General features: G+C 62.4%; 25 protein-coding genes. 13 read left to right on the plus strand and 12 right to left on the minus strand.

Annotation, left to right across the window (positions count from 1 at the left end; translation table 11 throughout):
- Positions 1-36: 36 nt before the first annotated feature.
- Both ACVZUB_RS00770 and ACVZUB_RS00775 read left to right on the plus strand, forming a co-directional pair.
- Complete coding sequence (locus tag ACVZUB_RS00770) at positions 37-1,593, plus strand: TM0106 family RecB-like putative nuclease (protein ID WP_099696942.1); 1,557 nt, start codon at positions 37-39, stop codon at positions 1,591-1,593.
- 138 nt (positions 1,594-1,731) lie between these two features.
- Complete coding sequence (locus tag ACVZUB_RS00775) at positions 1,732-4,059, plus strand: putative bifunctional diguanylate cyclase/phosphodiesterase (RefSeq protein WP_158170481.1); 2,328 nt, start codon at positions 1,732-1,734, stop codon at positions 4,057-4,059.
- A 55-nt stretch (positions 4,060-4,114) separates the two neighbouring features.
- Here the strand turns inward: ACVZUB_RS00775 and ACVZUB_RS00780 are convergent, their stop codons facing one another.
- Positions 4,115-4,882 (minus strand): SDR family NAD(P)-dependent oxidoreductase, encoded by a 768-nt coding sequence (locus ACVZUB_RS00780; RefSeq protein WP_003944195.1) that lies wholly within the window; start codon positions 4,880-4,882, stop codon positions 4,115-4,117.
- Positions 4,883-5,040: 158 nt separating this feature from the next.
- Here ACVZUB_RS00780 and ACVZUB_RS00785 point away from each other — a divergent pair, with 158 nt between their 5' ends.
- The 3 genes from ACVZUB_RS00785 to ACVZUB_RS00795 are packed head-to-tail and all read left to right on the plus strand — an operon-like array spanning position 5,041 to position 7,767.
- Complete coding sequence (locus ACVZUB_RS00785; RefSeq protein ID WP_054188683.1) at positions 5,041-5,631, plus strand: hypothetical protein; 591 nt, start codon at positions 5,041-5,043, stop codon at positions 5,629-5,631.
- Positions 5,624-6,274: a DUF6308 family protein gene (locus ACVZUB_RS00790; RefSeq protein WP_482628069.1), complete on the plus strand. Its 651-nt coding sequence runs from the start codon at positions 5,624-5,626 to the stop codon at positions 6,272-6,274. The genes ACVZUB_RS00785 and ACVZUB_RS00790 overlap by 8 nt, the downstream gene beginning before the upstream one ends.
- Positions 6,275-6,309: 35 nt before the next feature.
- On the plus strand, positions 6,310-7,767 hold the full coding sequence (locus ACVZUB_RS00795) for an HNH endonuclease signature motif containing protein (protein WP_482628070.1): 1,458 nt from the start codon (positions 6,310-6,312) through the stop codon (positions 7,765-7,767).
- Here the strand turns inward: ACVZUB_RS00795 and ACVZUB_RS00800 are convergent.
- A complete protein-coding gene (locus tag ACVZUB_RS00800) occupies positions 7,745-8,296 on the minus strand; it encodes a GNAT family N-acetyltransferase (RefSeq protein WP_064073615.1) in 552 nt (183 codons plus the stop codon). The two genes, ACVZUB_RS00795 and ACVZUB_RS00800, sit on opposite strands and share 23 nt — an antisense overlap.
- The gene (locus ACVZUB_RS00805; RefSeq protein ID WP_482628071.1) at positions 8,293-8,976 is read right to left on the minus strand and encodes a TetR/AcrR family transcriptional regulator; all 684 of its coding nucleotides are present in this window, start codon (positions 8,974-8,976) and stop codon (positions 8,293-8,295) included. Before ACVZUB_RS00805 ends, ACVZUB_RS00800 begins: the two co-directional genes overlap by 4 nt.
- Positions 8,977-9,078: 102 nt before the next feature.
- Between ACVZUB_RS00805 and ACVZUB_RS00810 the strand changes: the two genes are divergently transcribed.
- The 5 genes from ACVZUB_RS00810 to ACVZUB_RS00830 are packed head-to-tail and all read left to right on the plus strand — an operon-like array spanning position 9,079 to position 14,737.
- Positions 9,079-10,269: a lipid-transfer protein gene (locus ACVZUB_RS00810; RefSeq protein WP_007735955.1), complete on the plus strand. Its 1,191-nt coding sequence runs from the start codon at positions 9,079-9,081 to the stop codon at positions 10,267-10,269.
- Positions 10,270-10,311: 42 nt separating this feature from the next.
- Positions 10,312-10,743 carry a type II toxin-antitoxin system Rv0910 family toxin gene (locus ACVZUB_RS00815; RefSeq protein WP_003944139.1) on the plus strand — a complete coding sequence of 144 codons (432 nt, stop codon included), beginning with the start codon at positions 10,312-10,314 and terminating at the stop codon, positions 10,741-10,743.
- A gap of 7 nt (positions 10,744-10,750) precedes the next feature.
- Positions 10,751-11,626 carry a MaoC/PaaZ C-terminal domain-containing protein gene (locus ACVZUB_RS00820; RefSeq protein WP_019746344.1) on the plus strand — a complete coding sequence of 292 codons (876 nt, stop codon included), beginning with the start codon at positions 10,751-10,753 and terminating at the stop codon, positions 11,624-11,626.
- Between the two features lie 41 nt (positions 11,627-11,667).
- Positions 11,668-12,534 carry an SDR family oxidoreductase gene (locus tag ACVZUB_RS00825; protein WP_007735961.1) on the plus strand — a complete coding sequence of 289 codons (867 nt, stop codon included), beginning with the start codon at positions 11,668-11,670 and terminating at the stop codon, positions 12,532-12,534.
- 4 nt (positions 12,535-12,538) lie between these two features.
- Positions 12,539-14,737, plus strand: a complete 2,199-nt coding sequence (locus ACVZUB_RS00830) for an acyl-CoA dehydrogenase family protein (protein WP_482628072.1) — start codon at positions 12,539-12,541, stop codon at positions 14,735-14,737.
- A 19-nt stretch (positions 14,738-14,756) separates the two neighbouring features.
- Here the strand turns inward: ACVZUB_RS00830 and ACVZUB_RS00835 are convergent, their stop codons facing one another.
- The 4 genes from ACVZUB_RS00835 to ACVZUB_RS00850 all read right to left on the minus strand — a co-directional run bounded on the left by ACVZUB_RS00835 (position 14,757) and on the right by ACVZUB_RS00850 (position 17,932).
- On the minus strand, positions 14,757-16,169 hold the full coding sequence (locus ACVZUB_RS00835) for an amidase (protein ID WP_042453230.1): 1,413 nt from the start codon (positions 16,167-16,169) through the stop codon (positions 14,757-14,759).
- Between the two features lie 90 nt (positions 16,170-16,259).
- Complete coding sequence (locus ACVZUB_RS00840) at positions 16,260-16,418, minus strand: hypothetical protein (RefSeq protein ID WP_003944172.1); 159 nt, start codon at positions 16,416-16,418, stop codon at positions 16,260-16,262.
- Between the two features lie 144 nt (positions 16,419-16,562).
- Positions 16,563-17,213, minus strand: a complete 651-nt coding sequence (locus ACVZUB_RS00845) for a sterol desaturase family protein (RefSeq protein WP_482628073.1) — start codon at positions 17,211-17,213, stop codon at positions 16,563-16,565.
- Entirely contained in the window at positions 17,210-17,932 is a 723-nt protein-coding gene (locus tag ACVZUB_RS00850; RefSeq protein WP_482628074.1) for a FadR/GntR family transcriptional regulator, read from the minus strand. Before ACVZUB_RS00850 ends, ACVZUB_RS00845 begins: the two co-directional genes overlap by 4 nt.
- Before the next feature lie 156 nt (positions 17,933-18,088).
- Here ACVZUB_RS00850 and ACVZUB_RS00855 point away from each other — a divergent pair, with 156 nt between their 5' ends.
- Together ACVZUB_RS00855 and ACVZUB_RS00860 are read left to right on the plus strand one after the other, a co-directional pair.
- Positions 18,089-19,111 carry an ABC transporter substrate-binding protein gene (locus tag ACVZUB_RS00855; RefSeq protein WP_081557184.1) on the plus strand — a complete coding sequence of 341 codons (1,023 nt, stop codon included), beginning with the start codon at positions 18,089-18,091 and terminating at the stop codon, positions 19,109-19,111.
- Positions 19,108-20,121 carry an ABC transporter substrate-binding protein gene (locus tag ACVZUB_RS00860; protein ID WP_075831772.1) on the plus strand — a complete coding sequence of 338 codons (1,014 nt, stop codon included), beginning with the start codon at positions 19,108-19,110 and terminating at the stop codon, positions 20,119-20,121. Before ACVZUB_RS00855 ends, ACVZUB_RS00860 begins: the two co-directional genes overlap by 4 nt.
- A gap of 12 nt (positions 20,122-20,133) precedes the next feature.
- Here the strand turns inward: ACVZUB_RS00860 and ACVZUB_RS00865 are convergent, their stop codons facing one another.
- From ACVZUB_RS00865 to ACVZUB_RS00875, 3 genes are read right to left on the minus strand one after another with little or no spacing between them, the layout of a single operon-like run.
- Positions 20,134-21,585, minus strand: a complete 1,452-nt coding sequence (locus ACVZUB_RS00865; protein WP_075831774.1) for an amidase — start codon at positions 21,583-21,585, stop codon at positions 20,134-20,136.
- Between the two features lie 33 nt (positions 21,586-21,618).
- Positions 21,619-22,881, minus strand: a complete 1,263-nt coding sequence (locus tag ACVZUB_RS00870) for an amidohydrolase (RefSeq protein WP_042920611.1) — start codon at positions 22,879-22,881, stop codon at positions 21,619-21,621.
- A 13-nt stretch (positions 22,882-22,894) separates the two neighbouring features.
- Entirely contained in the window at positions 22,895-24,103 is a 1,209-nt protein-coding gene (locus tag ACVZUB_RS00875) for an MFS transporter (protein WP_073513198.1), read from the minus strand.
- Between the two features lie 99 nt (positions 24,104-24,202).
- Between ACVZUB_RS00875 and ACVZUB_RS00880 the strand changes: the two genes are divergently transcribed.
- Positions 24,203-25,237, plus strand: coding sequence for an Lrp/AsnC family transcriptional regulator (locus ACVZUB_RS00880; protein WP_064442948.1), 1,035 nt, complete (start codon positions 24,203-24,205; stop codon positions 25,235-25,237).
- Positions 25,238-25,240: 3 nt separating this feature from the next.
- On the opposite strand, the gene ACVZUB_RS00885 is transcribed toward ACVZUB_RS00880, so the two are convergent.
- On the minus strand, positions 25,241-25,954 hold the full coding sequence (locus ACVZUB_RS00885; RefSeq protein ID WP_007735982.1) for a TMEM165/GDT1 family protein: 714 nt from the start codon (positions 25,952-25,954) through the stop codon (positions 25,241-25,243).
- 294 nt (positions 25,955-26,248) lie between these two features.
- On the minus strand, positions 26,249-26,776 hold the full coding sequence (locus tag ACVZUB_RS00890) for a hypothetical protein (protein ID WP_003944138.1): 528 nt from the start codon (positions 26,774-26,776) through the stop codon (positions 26,249-26,251).
- Positions 26,777-26,879 lie beyond the last annotated feature (103 nt).

Genomic DNA, 26,879 nt, shown 5'->3' on the forward strand with positions numbered 1-26,879 from the left:
GTGTGTTCCGTTAACAACCCCGCGCCCCAGCTCCCGATCATCGATTCGGGGGCGTTGACCCGATGCCGTCATCGGGTGCGTCTGGACGGGTTGTTTCCCGGGAAATCGGCTTCGGAACCCGTCGACACCGGCATCAAGCAGCGCCAGGATGCCGCGATCGCGAAGCGCGCGGAGATCGCCGAACTCGTGATCGGTGCTGCTCCCGAGCGTTGGGTGAAGATCAACCCCGACCAATCGGCGTCGGCTCAGGCTCGTGACACTCTCACTGCCTGTGAGGCCGGCGCAGACCGGATCTGGGGCGCGGTCTTGCCGGTCGAGCGCGACACCGGACGCAAGGGCCGCTGCGAAATGCTGATCCGTGACGACGAGGGTGGCGGGTACATCCCCGTCATTGTCGTCAATCACAAGGTGACCGATCCCGGCCAGGGCGCGATCACCTCGGGGCTCTTCGAATGGGAGCCAGCGGCCGATCCCAAACGCAAGGTCCGCAGTCAGGTCCGCGATCAGATGCGCGTCGCGCAGGTCTATCGGATGCTCGAGCGTCGTGGGCTGGCGAGCCCATCGCTGACGGCAGGCGCGATCGGATACAACGGAGACTGCATCCTCGTCCACGACCTCAGCGCGATTCTCGACGATTACGACGAGCGTTTCGCCGACCGTATCGCTGTGGCCCGCGGTGAGGTGCTGACGTCTCCGTCACAGGTGAGCGAGTGCAAGTCGTGTCCGTGGTGGACCGAATGCAAGCAGGAGTTGGTTCGCAACCGCGACGTCAGCCTGGTGGCTGTCGGATCGCGGGCCGAGCTTCTGCGCGACGTCGGCTGCAACACGATCGATCAGCTGGCCGCCTGGGACGGTGAGCCGCTCGAGGATTGGCCGCACGGAAATTTCGACGACGCAGTCGTGATCGCCAAGGCGTGGTTGGCAGATGCTCCGTTGGTGCGGCGGTTCGAGAAGATCTCGGTGACTCGGGCGGACATCGAGATCGACGTCGACATGGAGAGCTATCAGGAGCACGGCGCGTACCTGTGGGGGACGTTGCTCAATGTCGGTGGCTTCTCGATGTATCGAGGATTTGCGACGTGGGATCCGTTGCCGACGCGTGACGAGGCGCGGTCGTTCGCAGAGTTCTGGGGCTGGCTGATGGCGGAGCGTGCCGCGGCCGCTGCTTCGGGTAAAACCTTTGCCGCGTACTGTTATTCGCGTTCAGCCGAGGACAAGTGGTTGTTGGATTCGGCGCGCAGGTTTGCCGGTGAACCCGGGATTCCGAGTAAGGACGAGATTCGCGAGTTCATCGACAGTCCGCAGTGGGTCGACATCTATCAAGCGGTGAGTGATCAGTTCATCTGCCCGAACGGCAAGGGGCTCAAGAAGATTGCGCCCGTCGCCGGCTTCAACTGGCGTGACGCCGAGGCCGGGGGTGAAGCGTCGATGGCGTGGTACCGCGAGGCGGTCGGCTACGACGGTGAGCCGGACGAGACGCAGCGGACACGCATCCTGCAGTACAACGAGGACGACGTCATTGCCACCAAGGTCCTCCGTGAGTGGATGACGGACCGCGCGGAGAAGGAAATTCCGCTGGCTTCCGAGTTGTAGCGCTGATCCGTTCTGTCGCGATTGTCTGAAACATCCTATTGAACAGTATGTTTCAACTCGTAGTTTCTCGTCATCGTGTGTCCGGAACCCGCATCCGCGCTACCTTCATCTGGTCGGCTCCACGATGGAGGGTGTTGCATGCTGAGCAGGCTGACTTCGAGTGCGAGCGACGCCGAACTGTCTGACGTCGAGCGGCGCGACCTCTTCGCACGCCAGATACTGCAGGTGACGACGGTCGCGCCACTGGCCAACATGGTCAATGTACTCAGCGTGTGCGCTTTGCTTGTGTATGTCGTACCCCCCGGTCACAACGAGTTTCGGGTGATCTGGGGTTCTGCGGCCTTCTTGGTCGTCCTCAATTCGGTGCGCGTCTGGATACCGCGAGTCGTCCTGAAGGGCCGGTACACGCCCAAACATACGACGAGGTACGACTACTGGGCGCTCATGCTCGAGGTGATCCTGCTCGGGCTTCTGCTTGTCGTTCTCGCCGCCGCGATGCTTCCCGTGACGGACAACTCGCGAAAGCTTGTGCTTCTAGCGACATTCGCCGGAGTCATGGGCGCCGGCGCCGTAGCATTGTCGACGGTTCGGTCGATAGCGGTAGCGTGGATTCTGGTGCACAGCATCGGATTGCTCGTCGTTATCCTGCCCAAGAGAACTACGGAATACGCTGTCCTCTCGTTCCAGTTGGTCGTTTACTCGGTGACACTGATTATCGGCGTCGTGTACCTCTGGGCGTCGTTCCGAAGTCGTTGTCTCGCCGAGTTCGAGGCTGCTGCCGAGCGCCAGACGGTCAGTTTGCTTCTCGACGATTTCGAGGGTGGGTCACGCGACTGGCTGTGGGAAGTCGACACCACCGGGACGTTGTCGCACACCTCCGCTCGGCTGTCGCAGATCTCGGGAGTTCCCGTCTCCGAACTGCGAACCCTGTCGCTGCGCGGATTGTTGGATCGGCTCGACGTGGGTTCGACGAAGAGTGGCCGAGCCGCGGTCCAGGTCATCGGAGATCACCTCGACCGCCTCATGCCGTTTCGAGAGGTCGTCATTCCCGTTCGTGTCGACGGCGTCGACCGATGGTGGTCTCTGTCGGGTCATCCCAGGCTATCCGAGGCCACGGAGTTCGTGGGTTGGCGAGGCGTGGGCTCGGACATCACCGAGAAGTACAACTACGAGCGGCGAATTCTGTGGCTTGCTGCAACCGACGGACTGACCGGGCTTCCGAATCGCCGGACGTTCGGCTCGGAGCTGTCCGACGCGCTCGGCACCGTCCGAACCGGCGAGGAAGTCCTTGTCGGAATCCTCGACCTGGACAATTTCAAGTCGGTGAACGACACGTTAGGGCACCCTGTCGGTGACAAATTGTTGATTTCCGTTGCTGCACGGCTCAATCGGGTGGTCGACGGCGCCATGTGTGCGCGAATCGGTGGTGACGAATTCGGCGTCGTCTTGCGGGGAACAGGGGACGGCGAAGAGGTGTTCGCTCGCTATCTGGATGCATTGCGTGAGCCGTTTTACGTGCGGGGGAATCGCATCGAGGTTCGTGCATCGATCGGCTATGCCGGCGCACCCGCAGATTCCGAAGATACGGACACGCTTGTCATGTCCGCCGACCTGGCGCTGTATGCGGCAAAATCCGCCGGCAAGAACCGGGTAGGAAGATACTCACCGGTGCTGCGGGCGCGGGCCAGGGAGCGAGCATCGGCCCTGCAAGAACTTGGGCTTGCGATCGAGTCTCGGCAGTTCGAGCTGTACTACCAACCGCAGGTTCGTGCGGACACCGGCCGCGTCGAGGGTTTCGAGGCACTGCTTCGCTGGAATCACCCGGTGCGGGGCGTGCTTGCACCGCACATTTTCATCGATGTCGCGGAGGAGACCGGCTTGATAGTCCCTCTGGGGCTTCAGGTACTGAACATGGCGTGCGCCGAAGCCGCGACGTGGCCCGACGACACTTACGTGACGGTGAACGTCTCTCCGGTGCAACTGATGTCGTCCGGGTTCGGATCGGCCGTGAACGATGCGCTGGAGGCAAGCGGTCTGTCCGGCAAACGGCTTCAGCTGGAAATCACAGAGACGGGAGCAGTGGAGGAGCTTGCCGTCGCCGAGTTGGATCGCCTGCGTGCCACCGGAATTGCGATTGCCCTGGACGACTTCGGAACCGGCTATTCGTCTTTCGAGAGTTTGAAGAAACTGCCGTTGGACATCCTCAAGATCGACCGGTCGTTCATCACCGAACTGAGCGAGGGTGATTCGGCAGTTGTCACTTCGGTGGTCGAGGTGGCGAAGGCGCTCGGTATGCAGTCATTGGCGGAAGGCGTGGAGACGGCCGACCAGCTGAGGCTCTTGCTTACCGCCGGTTGCGAATTGGTTCAGGGTTACTACATCAGCCGACCGATGCCGGCGAAGGAAGTGGCCGAGTACCTCAGCGCAACTGCCCACTCTAACGGTGGGTATTTTCATTCGTTCTGACAACTGTGCGCCTTTATTAACCGCGGGCGGTTAATAAAGGCGCACAGCAGGGAGGTTAGCGCGGCGCCATGCGCAGTGCGCCGTCCATGCGGATGGTCTCGCCGTTGAGGTAGTCGTGCTCGACGATCATCTGCGCGAGCTGCGCGTACTCGGACGGCTGGCCCAGGCGGGACGGGAACGGAACGCCGGCCTCGAGGCCCTTGCGGTACTCGTCGGTGACGCCTGCGAGCATCGGGGTGTCGATGATGCCGGGAGCGATCGTGTTGACGCGGATGCCGAACTGCGCAAGGTCACGGGCAGCCGGAACCGTCATGCCGTGCACGCCGCCCTTGGAGGCGGAGTACGCGATCTGGCCGATCTGGCCTTCGAAGGCAGCAACGGAAGCGGTGTTGATGACAACGCCGCGCTGGCCCGACTCGTCGACGGCCTCGGTCTTGGCGATGGCGTCGGCGGCCAGGCGCATGACGTTGAAGGTGCCGAGCAGGTTGACGGTGATGACCGTGCGGAACAGCTCGAGGTCGTGCGGACCCTTCTTGGACAGGATGCGTCCGGCCCAGCCGACACCGGCACAGTTGACGACGATGCGCAGCGGGGAGCCCGACTCGACGATCTGGTTGATCGCTGCTTCGACCTCTTCGCCGCTGGTCACGTCGGTGGGGATGAGGGTGACGCCGGCGGGGACGTTGTCGCCTGCGCGCTCGATCGACGCGGGCAGATCCAGGCCGAAGACGGTAGCGCCGGCGTCGGCGAGGCGCTTGGCTGTTGCGGCGCCGAGGCCTGATGCCGCTCCGGTGACCAGTGCTGCGGTTCCCTTGATTTCCACTTCGTGTGCTCCTCGAGTTAGCGATCGGTAAGGCGGTGGTACGTGTCGAGAACCATAACGCGAGGGTGTATGTGAGGGCGAACGCGCGAGACCCGCGTAGGGCTGGGTACCTTGGACGCGAGGTCTGAGAGCAAAGCACCGGACGAGAGGGGACCTGCGTGAGCAAGGCGCCTGTGCGTCCCGCCGCTTCTGTCGAGAATTTCGAGCGGTTGCAGCGCGACCCTCTCTTCGAAGATCTTGCCGAACTGATTGCCGAGGTTCTCTCCTACGCGTTCGACGCTCCGGCCGCCGTCGAGATCGAACAGTGGACGATCAGTTGCCTGCCGTCGACCAACCGATCGGCGGAGCGCCATCGCTTGTTCACGCTCAATATCGGTCCGATGGAGATTCTGAGCGTCGAGTGCCATCTGGTCGGCGGTAAGCCGATCGAGCACGTCATGTCCGTGTACGTATCCAGTTCGGCACTGGAATCGCGAACCGGCTGCAGCATCGAAGAACTCGACGCCAAGCACGATCTGGTCGCCATCAGACGCACCGAGTTGGCGTCCGCCGACGGCGACGGGACCGTGATCGACTGCAGTCTCGAGGACTCGGATGCGTTGGAACAGTTTGCTCAACTGCCCGTCGACATGACGACGGTTCGTCCGCTCGCGGAGCATCTTGTTGCCAAGGGCAAGGGCCCATTTCGGCAGTATCACAACGCCGGGTTCGCCAAATATGTACTGGAAAGGTCGCTCGACCATGCTTGATCAGTTGCCCATCCGACTCCCGCGTGTGCTGCGAGACGGGGACGATGACGGCGCGGTCGACGTGCTGCAGGAATATTTCACGAGGCCGCTCCGAAAGACCGGTTATCTCCGAACCGGTGCGTTGTGGGATTCCTGGGATCCCAGTGGCAATCGCGATCGTGATGCGAACATCTTCACCGCGGAAGATCTTGTTGCGGTGACTCTTCTGTCGGTTCAGGTTCCGGCGCAAGGAGCCTTCTTCCTGCTCGGGGAGAACAATGCCGAACTGAACCGACTCCTGGCGGACGTGGGCCCGGATCGCGATCTGTCGAACGAACCCGATCCCTTCACTCCGGAATCCCCGGTGTGGCGGTTGGAGACGGCGCTTCGAGAGATTCACGGCGTCGGGCGAACCATGGCGTCCAAACTGATCGCGCGCAAGCGTCCGCGACTCTTCCCGATCTACGACGACGTCGTCGGGCGGGAGTTGGGAACGAAGGCTGCCCATCTGGAACCGGTACGAGAGGCCTTGCACGACGGAGAATTACACGTGCGATTGCTCGACTTGCGAGTTCGGGCCGGACTGGACGATGCCATTCCGGCGATCCGGGTGTTGGATGTGCTCGCGTGGATGCAGGGTAAGGGATACAAACCGGCACTCTAGCTTTCTTGTCGGTGGGTGGGTTTATTGTCGAATGTATGTTCGATAACGGGTCGACGGGCGGTGTGGGGGCAGTCGTCGATGACGGCCGTCCTGTCGTCGATCCACTCATGTTGCCGGACATGCTCTTTGCGACGGCGCAGAGCGAGAACATGCTAGCCGCGCAAAAGGTGCTCGGTGCATCCATGTTGTCGGAGTCGAGATTCAACGCCGAACTCGACGTGTCCGGTGATGTCGACAAGGCGTGGCGGATCGCATGCAACGAGATCGCGGTCATGCTCACGTGCTCGCGTCGTACTGCCGAAGTCCACATCGAGATCGGTGATGCCCTACGGGAGTTCCTTCCGCTCACCAAGGTCGCCTTCGCTGCCGGCGAGCTGGACTATGCGCGTGTGCGCAAGATTGTCGACGGACTCACCGGGGTCGACCCCGAGGCGATCGCAGCACTCGAGCGCCGGGTACTTGCCTCGGCGCACCGTCTTCCGCCCGGGCAACTGGAGCGCGACATCGAGCGCCAGCTCTTTGCCTACGATCCGGATGCTGCCGCCGAACGTCGCCGGAAGATGCTGGAACACCGCGATGTTCGCACGCGAGCAGACCGTCACGGACTCGCCCAGTTGCAGGCAACACTCAGCGCGACCGAGGCCGTCGAAGCGCTTGGCCTGATCAACGAGGCCGCCGGAAGCGTCTGCAACCACGATCCACGAAATGTCTCGACCCGTAGGGCCGACGCACTGGTCGCTCTGCTGCACGGCGAACAGGGGCTGACTTGTCAGTGTGGCAGCGAAACGTGCGAGGCAGCATCCACAGCAGCTCGATCGACTGCATCCTCACGTCGGAAGCCGTTGTTGCACATCGTGTGTGATCTGGCGACGCTCCTCGGATTGACGTCAGATCCCGCGAGCATCGACGGATACGGGCCGATCGATCCTGATTTTGCTCGCGAGCTCGCCGCTGATTCCACCTGGCAGGCCTTGTTCGTCGATTTCCGCGCCCAGGCCGCGGGGAATCGACCGCGTCGGCAGCATGCTCCCACTGTCCCGCCGCTTGTCACCCGACGTGATCGCCCAAGTCGCGAACCGAACGGCTGCGGGGATCGGATTCGGGCAATGCAACGGTTGGTCGCGCGATCCCCGGACATCGTTCGAAGATCGGATGGGCATGGCACCCAACCCGATCCGCCTCCCGGCGCGCTGACCTATGCTCCGGGAGCGGCTCTGGCCGCATTGGTGCGGGCCGTCGACGGTCACTGCCGGTTCCCTGGTTGTTCGGTGCCCGCGAACAGGTGCCAACTCGACCACATCACCGAGTTCGATCCTTCCGATCCGAGACGCGGTGGGTGGACCATTGCGAGCAACCTCCAATGCCTGTGTCGTCATCACCATCAGGTGAAGACATACAGGTTGTGGACGCCGGTGATGCTGGAGGACCGTGCCATTCACTGGACCGATAAAACCAGCGGGTTGACGGCTGTCACGGTTCCGGAGAGGATCTGACTTCGAAGATGGTCTCCAGACCGTCTTCCTCGTCCCACTGCTCACCGACTTCGCAAAAATTGTACTGGCTGATCAGATTTCGTGATGCGATGTTGTCCGGACTGATGGTCGCTCGAACGGTGTGTACTTCGGATTCGCGACTCGCGACGTCGAGAAGTATCTCGAGGGCGGCCCGTGCGTAGCCCTGGCGCCGGAACGCCGGGTCGATGCGATATCCGACCTCCACCATCCCGCGCGCATCGGGGCGACCGTGGAATCCGGCCAACCCCACCGGCGTCGAGGTGCGGGCATCGACTGCGATGCGGGTGATCCACGAGCTGTCGAGGGGATTCTCTGCTATCTGCTTGCTACGGTAGCGCCACAAGCCCTGGCATTCTTCGCCGAGGAGATACGGGGTCAGGAGGTCGGGTGCGAGTTCCATTGCAAGAGTGGCGTTGTCTTCACCAAGTGCGTGGAGGGCGAGTGATGGAACCTGGACCAGTTGAAGTCCACGTCCGCCGAGTGTCCAGGGTAGTTCGGTGACTGTCACAGGTCGGCGATCGGCGTCGACAGCGTTATGTCGACGCCGATGCTCCGGAGGTTGCCGTCGAGAACCTGCCAGATGGAGCGTTCGAGGAACTCGGCCAATTCTGCGCTGGTCACATCGGAACCCGGCTGGCTGAGCCAACGGTTGACGCTGACGTCGACCAATCCGATGACGCCGAAAGCCAAGGGCTCAGCCATCTTCGACGGTTTGCCACGGCTGGTGAGGATCGTGCCCAACAAATTTCCCAATTGGACGGCGATTGCCGTCTTGGTTCCGGTCACCACTTTCGAACCGGTGGCCCGCGTACTCGGCGAGCCCTTGCCTAAAAAGTGGTGCAGTCGTGGATATTTCACAATGTACTGGAGGTAGGTCTCGACGGCCCGTGAGATGGCCTCGCCGACGGTGCCTTGTGGAGTGAGGGTGGGGGTCAGGTCGGTCATCATCATCTCGAGGATGCGGACTCGCAGCTGCTCGTCGAGGTCGGCTCGATCCTTGAAGATCCGGTAGACAACGGAACGGGGGACGTCGGCGCGCTCGGCGATCTGCTGGACGCCGACGTCGGCGCCACCTTCGTTGACTGCATCGAGTGCTGCGTCGAGGATCCGCGCTTTGCGCTGCTCCTTGTGATCGTTCCAGCGAGTGCTGCGCCCGTCGGGCTGCGCCGACTCGGCTGTTTTTGTCATAAATCGAACGATACTCACCCCGCCATTGACTGGACAAGATGTCTCACATACTTTGGTGGGACAGCGTGTCACACACAGATACCGTTCTCTTCAGGAGTGGCAATGAGTAACAGGGTTTTTGTCGTCGGCGTCGGCATGACGAAGTTCGAGAAGCCGGGAGCCCGCGAGTGGGACTACCCCGACATGGCACGCGAGTCGGGTACCAAGGCGCTCGAAGACGCGGGTATCGACTACACCGAGGTCGAGCAGGCATACGTCGGCTACGTCTACGGCGAGTCCACCGCAGGTCAGCGCGCTGTCTACGAGCTCGGTCTGACAGGTATCCCCATCGTCAACGTGAACAACAACTGTTCGACGGGATCGACCGCGCTCTACCTCGCCACGCAGGCGGTCAAGAGTGGTCAGGCCGACTGCGCACTCGCGCTGGGCTTCGAGAAGATGCAATCCGGGTCGCTCGGATCCACCTACGACGACCGCGAACAGCCCCTCATGCGGCACCTCCTCGCTCTCGCCGAGCTGCAGGAGTTCGCGATGCCGCCCGCTCCGTACATGTTCGGCGCGGCCGGCGTCGAGCACATGGAACGCTTCGGAACCACTGCCGAGCAGTTCGCGAAGATCGCCGTCAAGAACCACAAGCACTCGCTGAACAACCCGTACGCCCAGTTCCAGGACGAGTACACCCTCGAGCAGATCCTCGAAGCACGCCAGATCCACGGGCCGCTCACCAAGCTCCAGTGCTCGCCCACCTCGGACGGATCCGGTGCGGCGATCATCGCCAGCGAAGCATTCGTCGAGAAGCACGGCCTCGCTGCTCAGGCGATCGAGATCGTCGGGCAGGCCATGGTCACCGATATGAACAGCACTTTCGAGGACAAGAGCGCCATCAGCCTCGTCGGCGCAGACATGACCCGCAAGGCCGCCGAGAAGGTGTACGCCCAGGCCGGGATCACCGCCGACGACGTCGACGTCATCGAACTCCACGACTGCTTCTCCACTAACGAGTTGCTGACCTACGAGGCACTTGGACTGTGCGCCGAAGGTGACGGCGGCAAGCTCGTCGACGCCGACGACACCACCTATGGCGGACGCTGGGTGGTCAACCCGTCCGGCGGCCTCATCTCGAAGGGCCACCCCCTCGGAGCAACAGGCCTCGCGCAGTGCGCCGAACTCACCTGGCAGCTCCGCGGAACCGCGGACAAGCGTCAGGTCGACGGCGCGAAGGTCGCCCTCCAGCACAACATCGGACTCGGCGGTGCAGTTGTCGTGACCGCATACAAGCCCTACGCACGCTGAATCACACCCTCAACCCGCTAGCTATCCACTAGGAGTTTCATCATGGCTTCCGTTTCCGTCTCCGCCGTACTGCCCGCATCCCCCGAGAAGACCTGGGATGCGCTCTCCGATCTGTCTCGCTGGGAAGAGTGGCTCACCATTCACCAGGGCTGGAAGAGTGAACTCCCCACCGAGGTGGCTTTGGGCGCCAAGTTCACCGAGGTCGTCTCCGTGATGGGTATGGCCAACAAGATCGAGTGGACCGTCGAAGAGGTCGAGGTTCCGAAGATGGTCAAGATTGCCGGTACCGGAATGGCCGGCGTCACCGTCGAATTCGTTCTCTCGGTCGAGGCCGACGGTGCGGGTTCGAAGGCAACCGTCGACGCCAGCTTCAAGGGCACCATGATCGTCGGGCCGATCGGCAAGGCAGTTGCCAAGAACGCCAAGGCTGATCTCGAGGCCTCGCTGGCCAAGTTCGCCGAGCTGGTCGGGTAACGGCTCGATGACGACACCGAAGACCAACGCGGTCGAATTCGATACGTCCGGGCTGGACGTATGGACCGATCCGGAGCACTTCGAGGTGACAGCCGAGCGCATCGCCGAATATGCCGCTGCCACAAACGACCCCATCGAGCGACACCTGAAAGGTGAGATCGCTCCGCCGGTCTTCGCGGTGGTACCCGTCTTCATGTCGATGGCACCCGCTGCGCTGTCGGTGGCGCCGGTCGAACTGCTGATGAAGCTCGTTCACGGTGAGCAGGACTTCCTGTTCCACCGTCCGATCTACCCTGGCGACCATCTGGTCGCTCGCGCCAAGCCCATCGGATTCGAGGGCCGGGACAACGGGTCCACCGTAGTCATCTACGTCGAAACCAAAACCGACAAGGGTGAATTGGTCAACGAGCAATGGATGACAGCGTTCTTCCGCAAGGTCGACGCGGGCCCCGGACTGGGCGAGAAGGCTCCCGAACACCGATTCGACGACGCTCTTCGCGCTGGTAGTCCCGCAGCGGTGGTGAATCAGCACATCGACGAGGACCAGACGTTCCGGTACTCACCGGCTTCCGGCGATCCGATGCCGATCCACCTTGACGAGGAGATCGCTCGGATGTCCGGGCTCCCCGGAATCATCAACCACGGACTGTGCACGATGGCGTTCACGTCGTGGGGAGCCCTGACCGAACTGGCAGGCGGCGAGACCGAGCGGTTGCGCCGTCTCGCAGTGCGATTCGCGAAGCCTGTGCTCCCGACCCAGGACATCGAGACGGTGTTCTACAAGTCGGGTTCGGCAGACGGAGCCACGTCGTACTCGTACGAAACCAGCGCGGTCGGTGACCTGGTCATCAAGGACGGCCTCGCGGTCATCGCCGACAAATGAGTCTTCATGTCCGACAACTGAACTGATGGGAATTTGAACTGATGGGAAGTCTCGACGGTCGCGTAGCGATCATCACCGGAGCAGGACGCGGCATCGGCCGTGAGCATGCGCTGCTCTTCGCTCGTGAGGGTGCGAGCGTCGTGGTCAACGACCTCGGCGGCGCAAACGACGGTTCCGGTGCAGATGCCGGCCCCGCGCAGCAGGTAGTCGACGAGATCGTTGCCGCAGGCGGCAAGGCCGTTGCCAACACCGACAACATCGCCACCTGGGACGGTGCCGAGGGCCTCGTCAAGCAGGCCGTCAGTGAGTTCGGCCGACTCGACGTCCTGGTCAACAACGCCGGCATTCTTCGTGACGCCTTCATCGCGGGTATGGACGAGAGCCAGTGGGACGCAGTCATTGCCGTGCACCTCAAAGGGCACGCAGCGACACTGCACCACGCTGCCGCATACTGGAAGGACCAGAGCAAGGCAGGCGAGACCGTCAACGCTTCGGTCATCAACACTGCTTCGGCTTCGGGTACCTTCATGCCCAATGCGGGCCAGGGCAACTACGGCGCCGCCAAGGCGGGCATCGCAGCCCTGACGTTGGTGGCCGCTGACGAGCTCGATCGATACGGCGTGCGCGTCAACGCAATTGCGCCGATCGCGCGTACTCGACTGACGCTGGCGACACCCGGTATGGGTGCGCTCTTCGCGGCCGAGGTCCCCGAGGGTGAGTTCGACGCGTTTGCGCCGTCCAACATCTCGCCGCTCGTGGCCTATCTCGCGGCGGCGGACTGCAAGCTCACCGGCAAGGTGTATGCCGTTCAGGGTGGGGCCATCACGGAACTCGCCGGCTGGCACGGTGTGAACACCATCGAGAGCGAGGGTCCCTGGACCACCGCTGACCTCGCAGAACGACTGTAAGCGCATGGCACGCAACGCATACGAACTCGGCCTCGGGCTGAGTGAGGAGCACACCGCGCTTGCAGATTCGGTGCGCTCCTTCGCCGAGCGCACCATCACCACCGAGCAGGTACGCGCGGCCGTGGAGTCGCGGACCGAGGACAAGTTCCCCCAGTTCTGGACGGCACTCGTCGGGCAGGACCTTCTTGGGCTCGCGGTTCCGGAAGAGCAAGGTGGTCACGGCGCCGGCCTGCTGACCTTGGCGGTGGCACTGGAAGCATTGGGCCGCACAGTCTCTCCCGGCCCGTTCGTTCCGACGGTATTGGCAAGTGCCGTTCTCGGTGTCGCCGATTCCAAGGCGGGACCCGAGTTCCTGCCCGGTCTGATCGACGGAAGTCGTACGGCAGCAGTCGCCTTGGGTGCACCGTTGGCGGCCGAGTCGTCGGACGGTGGGTACAAGATCACGGGCGCACTCGACGGTGTGCTCGGTGGTGAGCACGCCGACGTACTTCTGGTTCCGATCCAGTTGCCCGAGGGCGTTCGCTACGCGGTGCTCGAGAGCAGCGCAGTCGCGATCACCGTGCAGGACAGCATCGACGTGCTGCGCGGTAGTGCGCGGATCGAAGCTGACAATGCTCAGATCAGCGCCGAACGGGTACTCGACGGTCTCACCGAGGCGCGGGTACGGTCCATTGCCGCAGTCGTTCTCGGCGCCGAAGACGTCGGCGTCATGTCCTGGTGTGTTTCCACTGCGTCGGAGTACGCCAAGACCCGTGTGCAGTTCGGGCGACCCATCGGCCAGTTCCAGGGCGTCAAGCACAAGTGTGCGCAGATGGGCATTGCGCTCGAGCAGGCACGCGCCGTTGTGTGGGATGCGGCAAGCGCATTGGACAAGGGCGACGACACGGCAGATTTTGCCGCCGACATCGCCGCAGTCATCGTGCCGGACGCCGCAGTGCAGGTAGCGCAGGACTGCGTGCAGGTTCACGGCGGCATCGGATTCACGTGGGAGCACGACGCACACCTGTACTACCGCCGCGCGCTCTCGATCCGCGGCATTCTCGGCACCCGCGAGGATCGAGCCAATCGTGTTGCGCAGCAAGCACTTGACGGTGTCAGCCGGGCTTCGGTTCTCGAACTGCCGCCGGAGGCAGAGGAGATCCGCGGCGGCATCGCGGCCGAGCTTGCCAAGTTGGTCGAGCTCGACGAGGACGACCAGCTGATCGCGCTCGGCGACGGCGGCTGGGTTCAGCCTCACCTGCCGAAGCCGTACGGGCGCAGCGCCGCTCCGCTCGAGCAGATCGTCATCTCCCAGGAGATCAAGGCTGCGGGTATCTCGATGCCGCAGCTCCTGATGGGCACCTGGGCCGTGCAGGCCGTCGTAGCGCATGGTTCGGACAAGCAGAAGCAGGAATTGGCAGTACCGACCCTGCAGGGTGAGCTGGTGTGGTGCCAGCTCTTCAGTGAGCCCGGTGCTGGTTCCGACCTCGCATCACTGTCGACGAAGGCCGAAAAGGTCGACGGCGGTTGGAAGATCACCGGTCAGAAGATCTGGACCACGGTTGCTCAGTTCTCCGACTGGGCGATGCTGATCGCCCGTACGGACGCCGGCAAGCCGAAGCATCAGGGCATCACCTACTTCGTGCTCGATATGTCGACACCGGGCATCACCGTCCGCCCGCTGCGTGAGATGACGGGCTCGGCGCTGTTCAACGAGGTGTTCCTCGACGACGTGTTCATCCCCGACGAGAACGTGGTCGGTGAGGTCAACGACGGGTGGAACGTCGCCCGGACGACGCTGGCCGGCGAGCGCGTCGCACTGAGCCAGAAGATGGAGGCGTACGCCTCGGACTCCGATCTGCTGAAGTTCGCGAAGTCGGCAGACCTGAGCCCGATCGGACGCTACCGTGTCGGCGAGCTGGTTGCCGAGAGCCAGGCCATCGACCTCATCGGCTCCCGCGTTGTGCTCAAGCAACTTTCGGGGATCGACGTGAGTACGACGTCGAGCGTCGGCAAGCTGTTGGCGATGAAGATCAGCCAGTCGATCGCCGAGTTCGTCGTCGCCGAACTGGGTGCTGCCGGAGCGGTCAGCATCCCAGGTCAGCCAAGCGACAAGGCGATGGAGCAGCTCATTTCGGGCCGCGCCACCACCATTTACGGCGGCACAACCGAGGTGCAGCTCAACGTGATCGGTGAGCGCATGCTCGGATTGCCGCGAGACTGAGGGTATTTACCGGCGAGGCTCAGTCCTGGATTCTTCTCCAGGGCTGAGCCTCTTCCAGTTCGAAGGCCAATTCGAGGAGCGTGCGCTCGTCGCCGAGATCGGCGGAGAAATGCGCAGCCAACGGCAAACCATTGCTGGTCTGATGCATCGGTAGCGAAATCGCGGGACCTCCGGAGATGTTGTTCAGTGGCGTGAACGATGTGTACGCGATCAGCTTGTCGAAGAGTTCCTCGAAAGGCTGAGCGGGAGAGAGGTATCCCAGCTCGGGGGTGGTGTGCCCCAGGGCCGGCGAGAGCACGACGTCGTACTTCAAGAACATGGCGCTGTACTGCTGCTGGAGCCGTCGCAGACGATAGAGCACGCGCGGCGTCTTCACCAGGTTCTTCCGGTACAGCGTGTAGAGGCCCTTGGTGAGATTGTCGGTACCGGACTTGTCGAAGTCGGGTCCGAGCATTTGTTTGCCACCGGTGGAGATGGCAAACGACAGAAAGCCCCAGTAAATGCTGAAGTCGTCGATGAATTCGGGGCCGACGGGCAGTGCTGCGTCCTCGACATGATGGCCAAGGCTTGCAAGGAGTTCGGCCGTAGCTTCGACGGACTTGCGCGTCTCGTCGTCCGTCTTGGTGACGGTGACGGAATCGGCGATCACGCCGACGCGCAGGCGGGTTGAGCTGGGTCCTTCGATCAAGCGAACCGGTGCGAGTCGCGGATTGCGGTAGTAGTTCTCAGCCGCAGACATCCATCGTGCAGTGTCGCGAACAGTCCGAGTAACGGCGCCCTGGGCGATCAACCGGATCGGCATCGACTTGTCGGCCGGATCGGCGATGGTGCGTCCGCGAGTGGGTTTGAGTCCGACGAGTCCGCAGGCAGCGGCGGGAATGCGAATCGATCCACCGCCGTCGTTGGCGTGCGCGATCGGGAGTACGCCGGCAGCAACAAGCGCGGCTGCGCCTCCCGAGGAAGCGCCCGACGAGTACGCCGGATTCCACGGGTTGTGCACGGGTTCTTCCGTCATGTATTCGGTGGACGCACTGAACCCGAACTCGGGCAGTCGGGTCTTGCCGATCGAAATGGCCCCGGTGGAGAGGAACTGCTTCGCGAAATCGCTGTCGGCTTTGGCGGGGATCGCGGTGAAGGCGGTACTGCCCTGCTGGGTGGGAAGGCCGGCGCTGTCGGTGTTGTCCTTGATCGCGGTGGGGACACCGGCAAAGACGCCCTTGGCGGGCCGGTTGCTCCTGGCGAGGGCACGATCGAAATCAGTGCAGGCCAGACCGTTCAATTGCCCCTGCACTGCCTCGGCGCGGGCGATTGATGCCTCCATGACTTCCCGTGCGGTCACCTCGCCTGATTCGATCCGGGCGGCGACGCCGGTGGCGTCGAGGTCGCCCAGGGCGTCGTCGGTGAAAGCGTGGATGGGGGTGTTCGCGGTCATGGGGATCCTTGTCAGGCGGAGGCACTCAGGTCGTCCGTCCAGCATATTGGACGGACGACCCCTGAGTGGCGCTATCTGTGGATTGCGGTATCAGCTACCGAAGATCGTCACTGCCTGCTCTGCTGCCTGCGGCGCCTGCTGGAACACTCCCTGTGGGATGAACTGCTGCGGAATGAACTGCTGGGGGCCCAACTGCTGGAAGTTCGTGACCATCGGGTGGATGACGTTGTTGAATACATCGTTGAACATGTGTTGTGTCCTTCGGTTACAGCGTTTTTCGAACTTCTGACTCCATCGACACTAAGCACGGTTCTGACGAGTTTCAACGAAAATTGCTGATACACAGGCAAGTTCAAGTTCATTGCCAGCTGGGGGCCAGGAATCGGTCTTCCTTCACAGCTTGGACGCTGCGCCGTGCAGGTTCTTGGCTGTCGGGGAGGTCTCGACGGATTTGGGGTCGGGATACGTGCCCAGTACGCGATCGGCCGTTCCCGCGGTGGTGACGGTGAACCAGTAGTGTTCGTTCTTGAAGTGATGGTTGCGATGGTTGCGCCAAACCGACCGGTAGAGAGCAGTTTTCGGCTTGTAGTCACTGTGGATGAGGAAATGGGTCCACTCGTAGCCGAGGCCGAGGACGGAAATGCAGGTCAGGAACGTCAGGCCGAGTTCGACGCGGGGAAATGCCAGGAGGGCGACGGCCGTCAGGACAGGAATCACGATCAGGAGTGTCTGCCACGGAATGAAGATGAGTGAGACGGTTCGCGGGGCGAAATGGTGCTCCCGATGGCTGCGCGCCAGGCGTGAATCGAGGGTGATGCCGGCAACGGTCCGCGGCTTCCAATGGAGAACGAACACGTGAATAACCCACTCCACGAAGGGGAATGCGGCAAGCATCACGAGTGGAACCAGTGCGTCGGTGATCTGCCAGTCGCCCAACGAGATGCGCGCCGCTGCGGCGGCCAGCAGCATGGTGCCGATCATCCACGGCGTCGGTGACTTGCGGAACGTCCGTGCGGCATCGGCGAGAGTAAGAGGCTTGCTCATGGTTTCAGTCCTTCCAGGAAGGTGAGAGCGTCGCCGATTGCCGTCGTGCCGGTGTGAAGGAGCTGTGCGGCTGACGCCTCGGCAGTTGGCTCGTCGTGTGAAGTGATGGCGGAGGCCAGTTTTCGATACAGGTCGGTCTGGCCGACTTCGGTGACCATGACGGATGCAAGTGCAGTCATGGCCGGCTCGTATGCAGCCCGAAGGCTGTTGAAGATCAAACGGAAGGCAATGGAATCTGCGCTGTCGACGACGACGTCCCAGAACGCCAGAGCCCGGTCTTGCAACTCCACTGGATCTTCGGTGGCGCCTAGTTGATCAACGGCCGTGTCGAGTTCTCGGGCGGATTCCGCGGAGATGCGACGGGCGGCCAGCACAGCGATCTGCGGTCCCATCAACTCGCGAGTTTCCAGCACGCTGCGCACCACGCTCAGGTCGGGGACGCCGTCGCGCACCAGCAGCTGGGGGAGAAGTTCGGGTCCGGCCTGGCGTCGAAAATCGCGCACCGACGTGGACTCGCCCTGGCGGACCTCGACGAGTCCGGCCTGGGCGAGCTTCTGAATTGCCTCGCGGACTGCGGGCCGCGAGACACCGAATGCCTCGGCGAGTTTGCGCTCGCTGGGTAGTGCCTCACCCGCAGCCAGCTCTCCGGCCAGCACTTTCACCGAAATCTGGTCGAAGACTGCGCCGGAGGCCGAGGTACGTGCAACGGGTTGGAACATGTACCGACCTTAAGCGCTTGCTGGTGAGAGGTCAAGTGGTATTACCAGTTGCGCACTGGCGTGAAAGAGATACCCCTTGGCCAACAAGCTTCACCGTAACGGCGCAGGTGAGAGTAATTTTAGGCGACCCTAATTCGGAATACCGTCAGGAAGCCCATGACACCTCTCCTGTTACCGACGCTAGACACCGACGCAGAGTTCGCTCGCATCACCGCGGCCTTGACCCGACGCGGCTTTCTGGGCGGAAGTGCCGCCGCACTGTCCATGCTCGCCCTTGCCGGATGCAGCAGTGAGGACGGCGGTGGCGGTGCGGAAGGCGAAACTCGGACGGTGCAGACGCATTACGGACCCGTGGATGTTCCCGTTGATCCGCAGCGCATCGTCGCCGTCTCCTACAACACCCCGTGGCAGTTGCAAGCCGTCGGCGCCCGACCCGTCGCGACGCTCGACTACAGCGCGTACATCGACCAGTTCACCCCGACACAGCAGAAGTTCATCGACGGCTTGTCCACGGTGGGGGTTTTCCTCGAGGTCAACCGCGAAGCCGTCGTGGCTGCCGCGCCTGATCTCATTGTCGGCGATGCGTACGAGATCGACGAGGACATGTTCCGCGAGCTCTCGAAAATTGCTCCGACAGCGGTGTATTCGGGCACGAACCGATCGGATTGGCGCGCTGTCGCCGAGGGTGTCGCAGACGCGGTCAACAAGGGTTCGGCACTGACGTCGAATCGTGAGAAGTATCAGGCGATGCAAGAGCGAATCCGCACCGAATACGCCGCGCAGCTTGGCGAGAATCGGTGGGCCCAGGTTGCTATCGGTGGTTCGGAAGGGCACTTCTCCATCTTGTATCCAACCGGAGTGACCGGCGCGATGCTCGCCGACCTGAACGTGACCCGCGGCGAATTCATCCCGGACCTGCGCCCAGCCACCGGCTTCGAAGCCTTCCCGCTCGAACAACTCGAAATGCTGCGGGACGTCACCGTCGTCATCTACCCGAAGCAGCCGAACGGAACTGATTCTGCAGGAATGAAATCCGTCTTCGCCAGCCCGCTGTGGAGCCGCATTCCGGCAGCAGCTTCGGGCCGGGTATTCGGAATCAGCACTCAGGTCACCGACTACGGCACTGCAATCAACTGGCTCAACGAACTCGAAACCGGCGCCTTGGAGGCACTTTCATGACATCACTTCTATTGCCCACCGCTGACACCGATGCCGAATTCGCTCGCATCACCGCAGCACTTACCCGACGCGGTTTCCTCGGAGCCGGTGCCTTGGCGGGGATCGGATTGCTCACGGCCTGCGGAACCAGCTCCGGTGAATCGGCCGAGGGTTCGATGCGCACCATCAACACGGCTCTGGGGCAGGTGGAAGTGCCCACCAACCCGCAACGGGTGGTCAGCGCCGATTACTACACAGGCCCCGCGATGTTCGACGCCGGGTTCACACCGGTCGGATTGCCGGTCGACTACGAGAACGCCGACGGCGTCCCGGAACCCTATGCGACCGCTCTGCGGTCTCTCCCGAAGGTGGGACGCTGGTACGAGCCCAACGCCGAGGCGATAGCGGCTTTGTCTCCCGACCTGATCGTGATGACCAACCTGCTGTCGGAGAACAACCCGGATCTTTACGAGCAGATCCGGTCGATCGCACCGACCGCGGTTTTTGCCGAAGACGGGCAGTACGCATGGAAGGAGCGCGCCTTCGGAGTCGCGGACGCGCTGAACCAGAGCGCGAAGGTTCAAGAGTTGGCAGATCGGTACGAGGCGCGGATCGCCAAGTTCCGCAGCGACAACGCTGATGTGCTGAGCAAGGTTAAGGTCGTCTACACCACGTACTTCGAGGAGAGTGGTTTCTCGCTGTACTCGCCGACCAAGTATCAGACGACGGTCATCAGCGAGGCCGGGTTCCAGTTCAACGACCGCTCACTCGCAATTCCCGCCGGCAGCAACGAGTGGTTCCCGAAGGAGCAGTTAGAGCTACTCGACGAGGCCGACGTCATCATCACCAACAGTGGCAAGGGTCCCATCAACGAGAAGTTGGCGAACGACACCATCTTCCAGCGTCTGCGCGCCGTCAAGAACGATCAGGTGTACTCGTTCGACTACGAGGGCGTCGCGTCCTTCGGTTGGGCCCTGACATTCCTCGAGCAGTTCCAGCCGATCGCTGAGGAGATCAGAGCCAAGCTCTGATCTCCTCAGCAATCAAGAGGACGCCGGCGTCACCACATTCAGCTTCGGTTGATGCTGGTCGGTGTATGCCCACGGGCGGATCTTCTCCAGTGCTTTGCCGATCCGGAACACGGTCGGTTCGTCGTACGTATGGCCGACGATCTGGACGCCCGTGGGAACGCCGTTGTGTGCGTGTCCACTCGGCACCGCCAATACGGGGCACCGATTGGCGACGTTGAACGGCAATGTGAGAAGTGCTTCGGCGGTGTTATTCACGTGCTGACCCGCCACAGTGAGGCCGTCGAGCAAAGACTCGCCTGCCGGGAAGGCGATGGTGCCCGAAGTCGGGCAGATCAGCGCATCGAAGGGAGCCATCGCCTCGGCGAGCTCTCGTTGCATTTGGGTTTCCTTGCGAAGGCCGTCCAGAAATGACATTTCCGCAGCGCCCTTCGACGTGATCGCGACGTTGTCGAGCGTGTAGTCGGCAAGAAGATCACCGTGGACGCGAGCAACTTCCGCGACGGATGCACCCATGATCGTTCCGAAATGGACTTTCACCGCTGCTGCCATCGAATCACGAGTCCACGGCAACTCGATCTCCTCGACGATCGCGCCGGCATCGACCAACGACTGTGCGAGAGCCCGGGTGTTCACCTCGATGTCAGGCTCGATGGGGAAGTCACCGAGCCGCAGGCACAGGGCAATTCGCATTCCCTCGACCGACGGGTACTCGTGTGGCAGCGTGATCGCCGGCCTCAGGGAAGAATGGTCACGCGGATCCGGCCCGATCAGAACGTTGGCCAAAAGAATTGCGTCGTCGACAGTTCGGGCCATCGGACCGTCGCCACGGTAGGAATCCATGGACAGCGGGGCGACCCCGGCGATACGCCCGTACGAGGCCTTGAGACCGACGGTGCCGGTAAAGCCTGCCGGGCCTCGCGTCGACCCGCCGATGTCGGATGCTGTTGCCAGAGTAGTAGTTCCGGCGGCCAGTGCGGCGCCGGCTCCTCCGGATGAACCTCCGGGGCTGTAATCGAGGTTCCAGGGATTGCGGGTCACGCCCCACAAAGGAGAGTGTGTGAATGCCGCGACGCAGAATTCCGGTGTCGTCGTGCGTGCGTGAATCAGACCGCCTGCTGCCAGAACTCGGTCGATCACCGGTGCGTTCTCGCGGGCGATGTTGCCGCGCCCCGCCAGAGAGCCTTCGGTCAGCGACTTTCCGGCAATGGCATGTTTTTCCTTGGCAGCTACCGGAATTCCCTCCAGTGGCCGCGGGTCGGGTCCTTGGCCGCGATACCGGCTCTCGGCATCCCGGGCGCCTGCGAGTGCCTCGTCGAACATCTCTTCGGTGAAGGCATTGATGTGAGGTTCGAACTTCTGAGTTCGGTCGATGATTGCCTGTAGCAGTTCGACCGGAGACAATTCCCGCGCGCGAAAGTGAGCAATGGCTTCGGTGGCGCTGAGGTAGTGCAGTTCGTCTGACATGACGTTATCTCCCTGGGACAGTATGCGTGGGAATCACGCGCTCCGCGCAAGGGCTCCCAGCGCGGCCGCGGTCATGGCTGTGACACCTTCGGGTAGGGCCGCGGCGGGATCTGGGGCGAAGCGCGGTGAATGATTCGACGGCGTGCCGGGTGGTATCCGTCCCTCAGCGAGCGCGGCAAGGGCGGTTCCGTCGAAACTTTGAAGTGCCGTTCCGCCGAAATGCCAGAATACGGAGGGGCATTGGGCGGCAGTGCCGAAGATGCCGAAGTCCTCGCTACCCGAAAGTGGTTGTGACAGAGTATGCATTCCCAAGCCGGCCTGTCGCAGGTCGGACATCACCGTGGACGTGGCGTCCGGAGTGTTGACCGTGGCTGGAAAGCCGTTGTACGCATGAACGTCCGGCGCGTCGGTGGCGCCTGCCCCGTCAGCTTCTGCGCGAGCGATCCTGCCCACCGATTCGAGCATGTGATCTCGCGACGATGCACTGAAAGTTCGCAGGCTGAGTAGCAGTTCGGCGTCGTCGGCAATGATGTTCGCAGCTGTGCCGGCGTGCAAGGCTCCCACCGTGAGCACAGGTGCTGTCGGGGTTGCCGCTTCATGAGCCACCAGACTTTGAATGCGCAGCGCGAAAGACGCTGCCATCAACAAAGGGTCGATGCATGCGTACGGTGAGGACGCGTGTCCACCACGGCCGTGAAAGACCACTCGTATCGTGTCGGATGCTGCCATCAAGATGTCGGGTTTGCTGACCAACATCCCCGCCGGAGTCGGGCCCACGTGCTGTCCCAGACAGAGGTCCGGTCGCGGGAAGCGGTCGAAGATTCCGTCGTCGACCATCGCACGAGCGCCGGAGCCGGTCTCCTCGGCAGGCTGGAAGACCGCGACAACAGTCCCGGTGATCGATGTCGGATCCGCGGAAAGTGCGGCGCACGTGGCAAGTAGCGCGGTTACGTGGACATCGTGGCCACACGCATGCATGACTCCATCAGTTCTGGAGGCGTAGGACAGCCCGGTGTCTTCTGCCACCGGCAACGCGTCCATGTCGGCGCGTAGCAGGATCACCGGACCGCTGCTCCCTTCGAGAACACCGACGACACCCGTACCGCCGACCCCGACCGTGACGTCCCAGCCTCCGATTCGCCGAAGTTCCTCGGCAACAATTGCGGCGGTGCGAGTTTCGTCGCCGGACAACTCGGGGTGTGCGTGTAGGTCCCGGTAGAGCTCGAACCAGTGCGGCTCGACGGTTCGCAACCGCGACGGGTCTCCGAACTCGAGATTCGAAAGCAGTTGATTCATGGTTGATCTTCTTTCAGTTGGCGGTTTTCAGTTGCACCAGGTTCAGCATCTTTTCTCGGGTTTGTGGTGCTGCCATGACCGCGACGATCGCCACGACGGGCCCGAGTGCGAGCGATACGAACGCCGCTGACCAGGAGAGGTGGTCCACGATGAATCCGAATACAAGCGGTGCGACTATTCCGGCGACCATGCCGCCGAAAATGATCATCGACGACGCGGCCCCGACCACCGAAGAAGGCAGAGCCCGCAGGGGCAGTGCAAAACACGGCATGAAAGCGAAAGAGGCAGCGGCAGATCCAAGGGTGACGAGAACGACGAACAAGGCCGTGTTGGAGGCGAAAGGAACTGAAACGAGCATCACGATGCACGCGAGCATGGACGGCACTACGACGATGCGGCTGTTGCCTGCCAGTCGATCCGAGATTCGGCCGCCGATGACGGTGGTCACGGCGGCCACCACGGTTGCCGGGATGAGAAGGAGGCTTGCACTCGAGAGGGCGATTCCACGTTCGTCATGGAGGTACGACGGCACCCAGGACGACATCCCCCAGATCACGAAGTCGTAGCCGAAGAACATCAAGGCGAAGAGCCACATCGCGCGGGAGCGAAGTACGGTGCGCATGTTGTCCCAGGAAGAATCCGGACCGTGGTCGATCTCCGCCGGAAGTGCGGGAGGGAGCCACAACTTGATGCTGACGAGCGAGAGTACGCCGAGCGCCGCGACGGCCAGAAACATCCCACGCCAGCCGATCAACGGGAGGAGCGCTGCCGCGACAACGATGGCGAGCAGCGTGCCGACGGCATTGGAGCTGTTCATCCAGCCGGTGGCAGTGGCACGTTGCTCCGGGATGCTCCGCTCGGCAACGAGCTTTACTGCAGCTGCCGGAAACACGCCCTGCGCGAGACCGAAGAGAAAGCGAACAACCAGAAGCGTCCCGAACGACCAGGCAAGGGCAGTGAGGCCGGTGAAGACACTCCACGCCACCAACCCGATCAGAGCCATCCGGACTGCGCCGTATCGATCGGCGAGCAGTCCACCAGGCAGTTGGGCCAGCGTGTATGCAATGAAGAACGTGGAGATGATCAATCCACGCTGGGAGTAGTCGAGATCGAACTCCTCACCGAGCAAGGGGAGAGCGAGGTTGATCGCCAGCCGATCTATGTAGTCGATCGCGTACGCGACGAACAGCAACGCGACCGTGACTTTGGTGGAGCGAAGCACTGGGCCTCCAAGTGGTGAACCTGTGAAGTGATTCACACATCTTTGGCAAACAGGCAGGGATCACCGACCAGAATGCAGTAATCCGGCAATACTGGCCTGATGAAGCCGGAATCCGACACATTCGTGATCGCGGAATCTGATCTGGAGATCATCAATGCACTTCAGCTCAACCCCCGCGCGTCGTGGACGCAGTTGTCGTCAGTGCTCGACATGGATTCGACGACGATCGCCCGCCGGTGGCGTCGCCTCGTCTCGAACGGTCATTCGTGGGTCAACGCGGTCGCAATCGGTCGAACCCACATATTCGGCTATCTCCTGATCAGGACCACACAGGATTCCGTTGCCGACGTGGGGGAGCTGTTACGTCAACTCTCCTGTGCCTATCTGTTGGCCAGGACGGAAGGCGAGTACGAATATTTCGTCGGAGTCGTGGCCGCCGACCACAAGAGTCTGGACGCCTTGGTGTGTGAGCACCTTGCCGCCGATCCTGGAATTCTGTCGATCAGAAGCCGGGTCGGGGTGAAGGTGTACCGGGACGGGTTCAGCTGGGAGCCGGGCGCTCTGGGGCAAGCGGGTCGGGCTCAGCTGGCAACGGCATCGACAAAGGGCGCTGCGGTGCCGGCAGATCCGACAGAGTTCCGCGAGTCCGACGGTGCCCTGTTGGAGGCGCTCGGCCGTGACGGACGTGCCAGCTATGCGCGTCTCGCCGCGATTTGTGGAACGAACGAGACTGCGATTCGACGGCGCTTGGCCCAGCTGACTGCATCGCGACAGTTGATTTTCCGCTGCGATGTCTCGCAACAGGCTGTCGGTTCACCGTTCGAAGTGATCTTCGATGTCGCTGTGGACGGTTCCACCGACGAACTCGGCAATCTTGTGTCGAGTTGGCCGGAGATCAGATTGTTGGTGGCGACTACCGGAACAGCGAACATGTTGATCAGCGTGTGGCTGAGCAGCCTCGCGCAGAGTCTTGTCGTGGAGGATCGCCTCCGTCGAATCGGTAGTGTGCGGATCCTCGATCGACGTGTCTCGTTGTACCCGATGAAGCGATTCGGACAGCTGCTCGGACCAAGCGGAGTGGCAGAAGGTCATGTGCCGGTCGCGATTTGGGGTGCCGGCGACCTTCTTCGCTGAGCGTCAGTCGATCGGCGTCCGATTGTCGTCGACGAGATGCGTAGCGGAGTCGGTCGCACGGGAGCGCTTCCAGATCATCCGAGCCAGTGCGCCCAGCACGGACACGGCCAGGACAACGCCACCGCCGATGATGCCGGCCGACGAGTCCGGGAAGATGCCCTCGAGCAGCAGCCAGATACCGAAGACGAAGAACAGCACCGCGGCGCCGATCTTGATGAATCCGTCCGGAAGGTGCTTGCCCAGCACCGAGCCGACGATGATGGCGAGAGCGTCGGCCGCCACCATGCCTACCGTCGACCCGATCCAGACGCCGATCCAGTCGTTGTCGGTGGCAAGGGTGATGGTGGCGAGCATGGTCTTGTCGCCGAGTTCTGCCAGGAAGAAGGCCGAGGCGACGGCGATGAAGGCGGATCGCGTGACGCGACCGGCCTTGTTCTGCTCGTCGTCGGTGAGATCGTCACCGCGCAAGGTCCAGAGGCCGAAGATCAGGAAAGCGATACCGCCGACGATGGAAATCGCCGCGGTGGGGAGGGCGACGCCCAGGTAGTGGCCGACGGCGACCGAGACGAGGTGAACAAGGGTGGTGGCGACGGTGATTCCGCCGAGGACGACCCACCAGCGATAGCGCAAGGCAAACGTCATTGCCATCAGTTGCGACTTGTCACCGAGTTCTGCGACGAAAATGACGCCGAAACTCAAAAGTATTGCGGCAAGCAAGATTTACTCCTCCGGTCGGTGTAGGTCGGAGGAAAAATGCGAGCCTCCGGCCTGGGCAGGCGCAGTGGGTGCGCTTGTCCGGCCGAAGGTCTCGCCCACCGAGGCCACAGGACCTTCGGTTCGCCAGGCCGGGTGCTTCGCGATCCGCACCAGGCGGAGCGCGTCGAACCAGTATGTCGACACGGGCGATTGGGGGCTACTCCCCTTCGTTGCTGCCCACGTTAGCGCGCCTGAAACGAATTGGCAAAGCGCACAGCAAGTTTGGGAGTCCGAACTTATCGCTTACCGGGGCCGTCACGAGGCGAGGAGCATGGCCAAAACAGCGGTGTCGGGATCGCTGATCGGATCGATGCCGACACGACTGATCATGGAGACGACTGTGCCGTCCGGCTCAGCCTCGACCCACGCCGCACGATGCTCCAAACCCAGATAGGGAAGGCCTGGCAGCAGTACGCACCCCGACGCGCTGCCCTCGCATTCCGGCAGGCTGGGCGTGGTTTCCGACGGTGGGTGCAGCATGATCAGCGCCGGTGGCTGATGGTCGGAGAAACGGCCGGGTGTCAAGGCGAAATCGCCGAGTACCGGACCTTCGGCGACCACCAGACCGACGGTGCCCGGCTGCGGATCTTCGGGAACGTCTTCACGGACCCCGAAGACCGTCGTGGTCGGCAACAAACCTGGCATCGAGGCCACGCGGACAGCCAATGCGAGAAGCTGCGCCCACTCCTGGGTGGTGTCCGGCCAACGACCGGAAATGACGAACCCCTGCAAAGACCCAGCGGCTTGGAACGGAGAAATGCCTATTGCTTCGTTTCTGTTCATTTCTGTTCCTCCCTCGGTGCTGGGGCAAATCTCGGGCAGACGCGCATGCGTCGGTCCGGCACACCTCGTTGGGTAATCGAAATATGCACCCATTCGGTACTGG

This window comes from Rhodococcus sp. OS5, from assembly GCF_056837585.1.

What these genes read in the sequence shown, in the direction of transcription:
- ACVZUB_RS00860 (WP_075831772.1), top strand. Translation starts at nt 19,108, where the DNA reads ATGACATCACTTCTATTGCCCACCGCTGACACCGATGCCGAATTCGCT.
- ACVZUB_RS00805 (WP_482628071.1), bottom strand. Translation starts at nt 8,976, where the DNA reads ATGACAAAAACAGCCGAGTCGGCGCAGCCCGACGGGCGCAGCACTCGC.
- ACVZUB_RS00815 (WP_003944139.1), top strand. Translation starts at nt 10,312, where the DNA reads ATGGCTTCCGTTTCCGTCTCCGCCGTACTGCCCGCATCCCCCGAGAAG.
- ACVZUB_RS00775 (WP_158170481.1), top strand. Translation starts at nt 1,732, where the DNA reads ATGCTGAGCAGGCTGACTTCGAGTGCGAGCGACGCCGAACTGTCTGAC.
- ACVZUB_RS00810 (WP_007735955.1), top strand. Translation starts at nt 9,079, where the DNA reads ATGAGTAACAGGGTTTTTGTCGTCGGCGTCGGCATGACGAAGTTCGAG.
- ACVZUB_RS00850 (WP_482628074.1), bottom strand. Translation starts at nt 17,932, where the DNA reads ATGTTCCAACCCGTTGCACGTACCTCGGCCTCCGGCGCAGTCTTCGAC.
- ACVZUB_RS00825 (WP_007735961.1), top strand. Translation starts at nt 11,668, where the DNA reads ATGGGAAGTCTCGACGGTCGCGTAGCGATCATCACCGGAGCAGGACGC.
- ACVZUB_RS00835 (WP_042453230.1), bottom strand. Translation starts at nt 16,169, where the DNA reads ATGACCGCGAACACCCCCATCCACGCTTTCACCGACGACGCCCTGGGC.
- ACVZUB_RS00820 (WP_019746344.1), top strand. Translation starts at nt 10,751, where the DNA reads ATGACGACACCGAAGACCAACGCGGTCGAATTCGATACGTCCGGGCTG.
- ACVZUB_RS00870 (WP_042920611.1), bottom strand. Translation starts at nt 22,881, where the DNA reads ATGAATCAACTGCTTTCGAATCTCGAGTTCGGAGACCCGTCGCGGTTG.
- ACVZUB_RS00890 (WP_003944138.1), bottom strand. Translation starts at nt 26,776, where the DNA reads ATGAACAGAAACGAAGCAATAGGCATTTCTCCGTTCCAAGCCGCTGGG.
- ACVZUB_RS00840 (WP_003944172.1), bottom strand. Translation starts at nt 16,418, where the DNA reads ATGTTCAACGATGTATTCAACAACGTCATCCACCCGATGGTCACGAAC.
- ACVZUB_RS00795 (WP_482628070.1), top strand. Translation starts at nt 6,310, where the DNA reads ATGTTCGATAACGGGTCGACGGGCGGTGTGGGGGCAGTCGTCGATGAC.
- ACVZUB_RS00830 (WP_482628072.1), top strand. Translation starts at nt 12,539, where the DNA reads ATGGCACGCAACGCATACGAACTCGGCCTCGGGCTGAGTGAGGAGCAC.
- ACVZUB_RS00845 (WP_482628073.1), bottom strand. Translation starts at nt 17,213, where the DNA reads ATGAGCAAGCCTCTTACTCTCGCCGATGCCGCACGGACGTTCCGCAAG.
- ACVZUB_RS00790 (WP_482628069.1), top strand. Translation starts at nt 5,624, where the DNA reads ATGCTTGATCAGTTGCCCATCCGACTCCCGCGTGTGCTGCGAGACGGG.
- ACVZUB_RS00855 (WP_081557184.1), top strand. Translation starts at nt 18,089, where the DNA reads ATGACACCTCTCCTGTTACCGACGCTAGACACCGACGCAGAGTTCGCT.
- ACVZUB_RS00880 (WP_064442948.1), top strand. Translation starts at nt 24,203, where the DNA reads ATGAAGCCGGAATCCGACACATTCGTGATCGCGGAATCTGATCTGGAG.
- ACVZUB_RS00865 (WP_075831774.1), bottom strand. Translation starts at nt 21,585, where the DNA reads ATGTCAGACGAACTGCACTACCTCAGCGCCACCGAAGCCATTGCTCAC.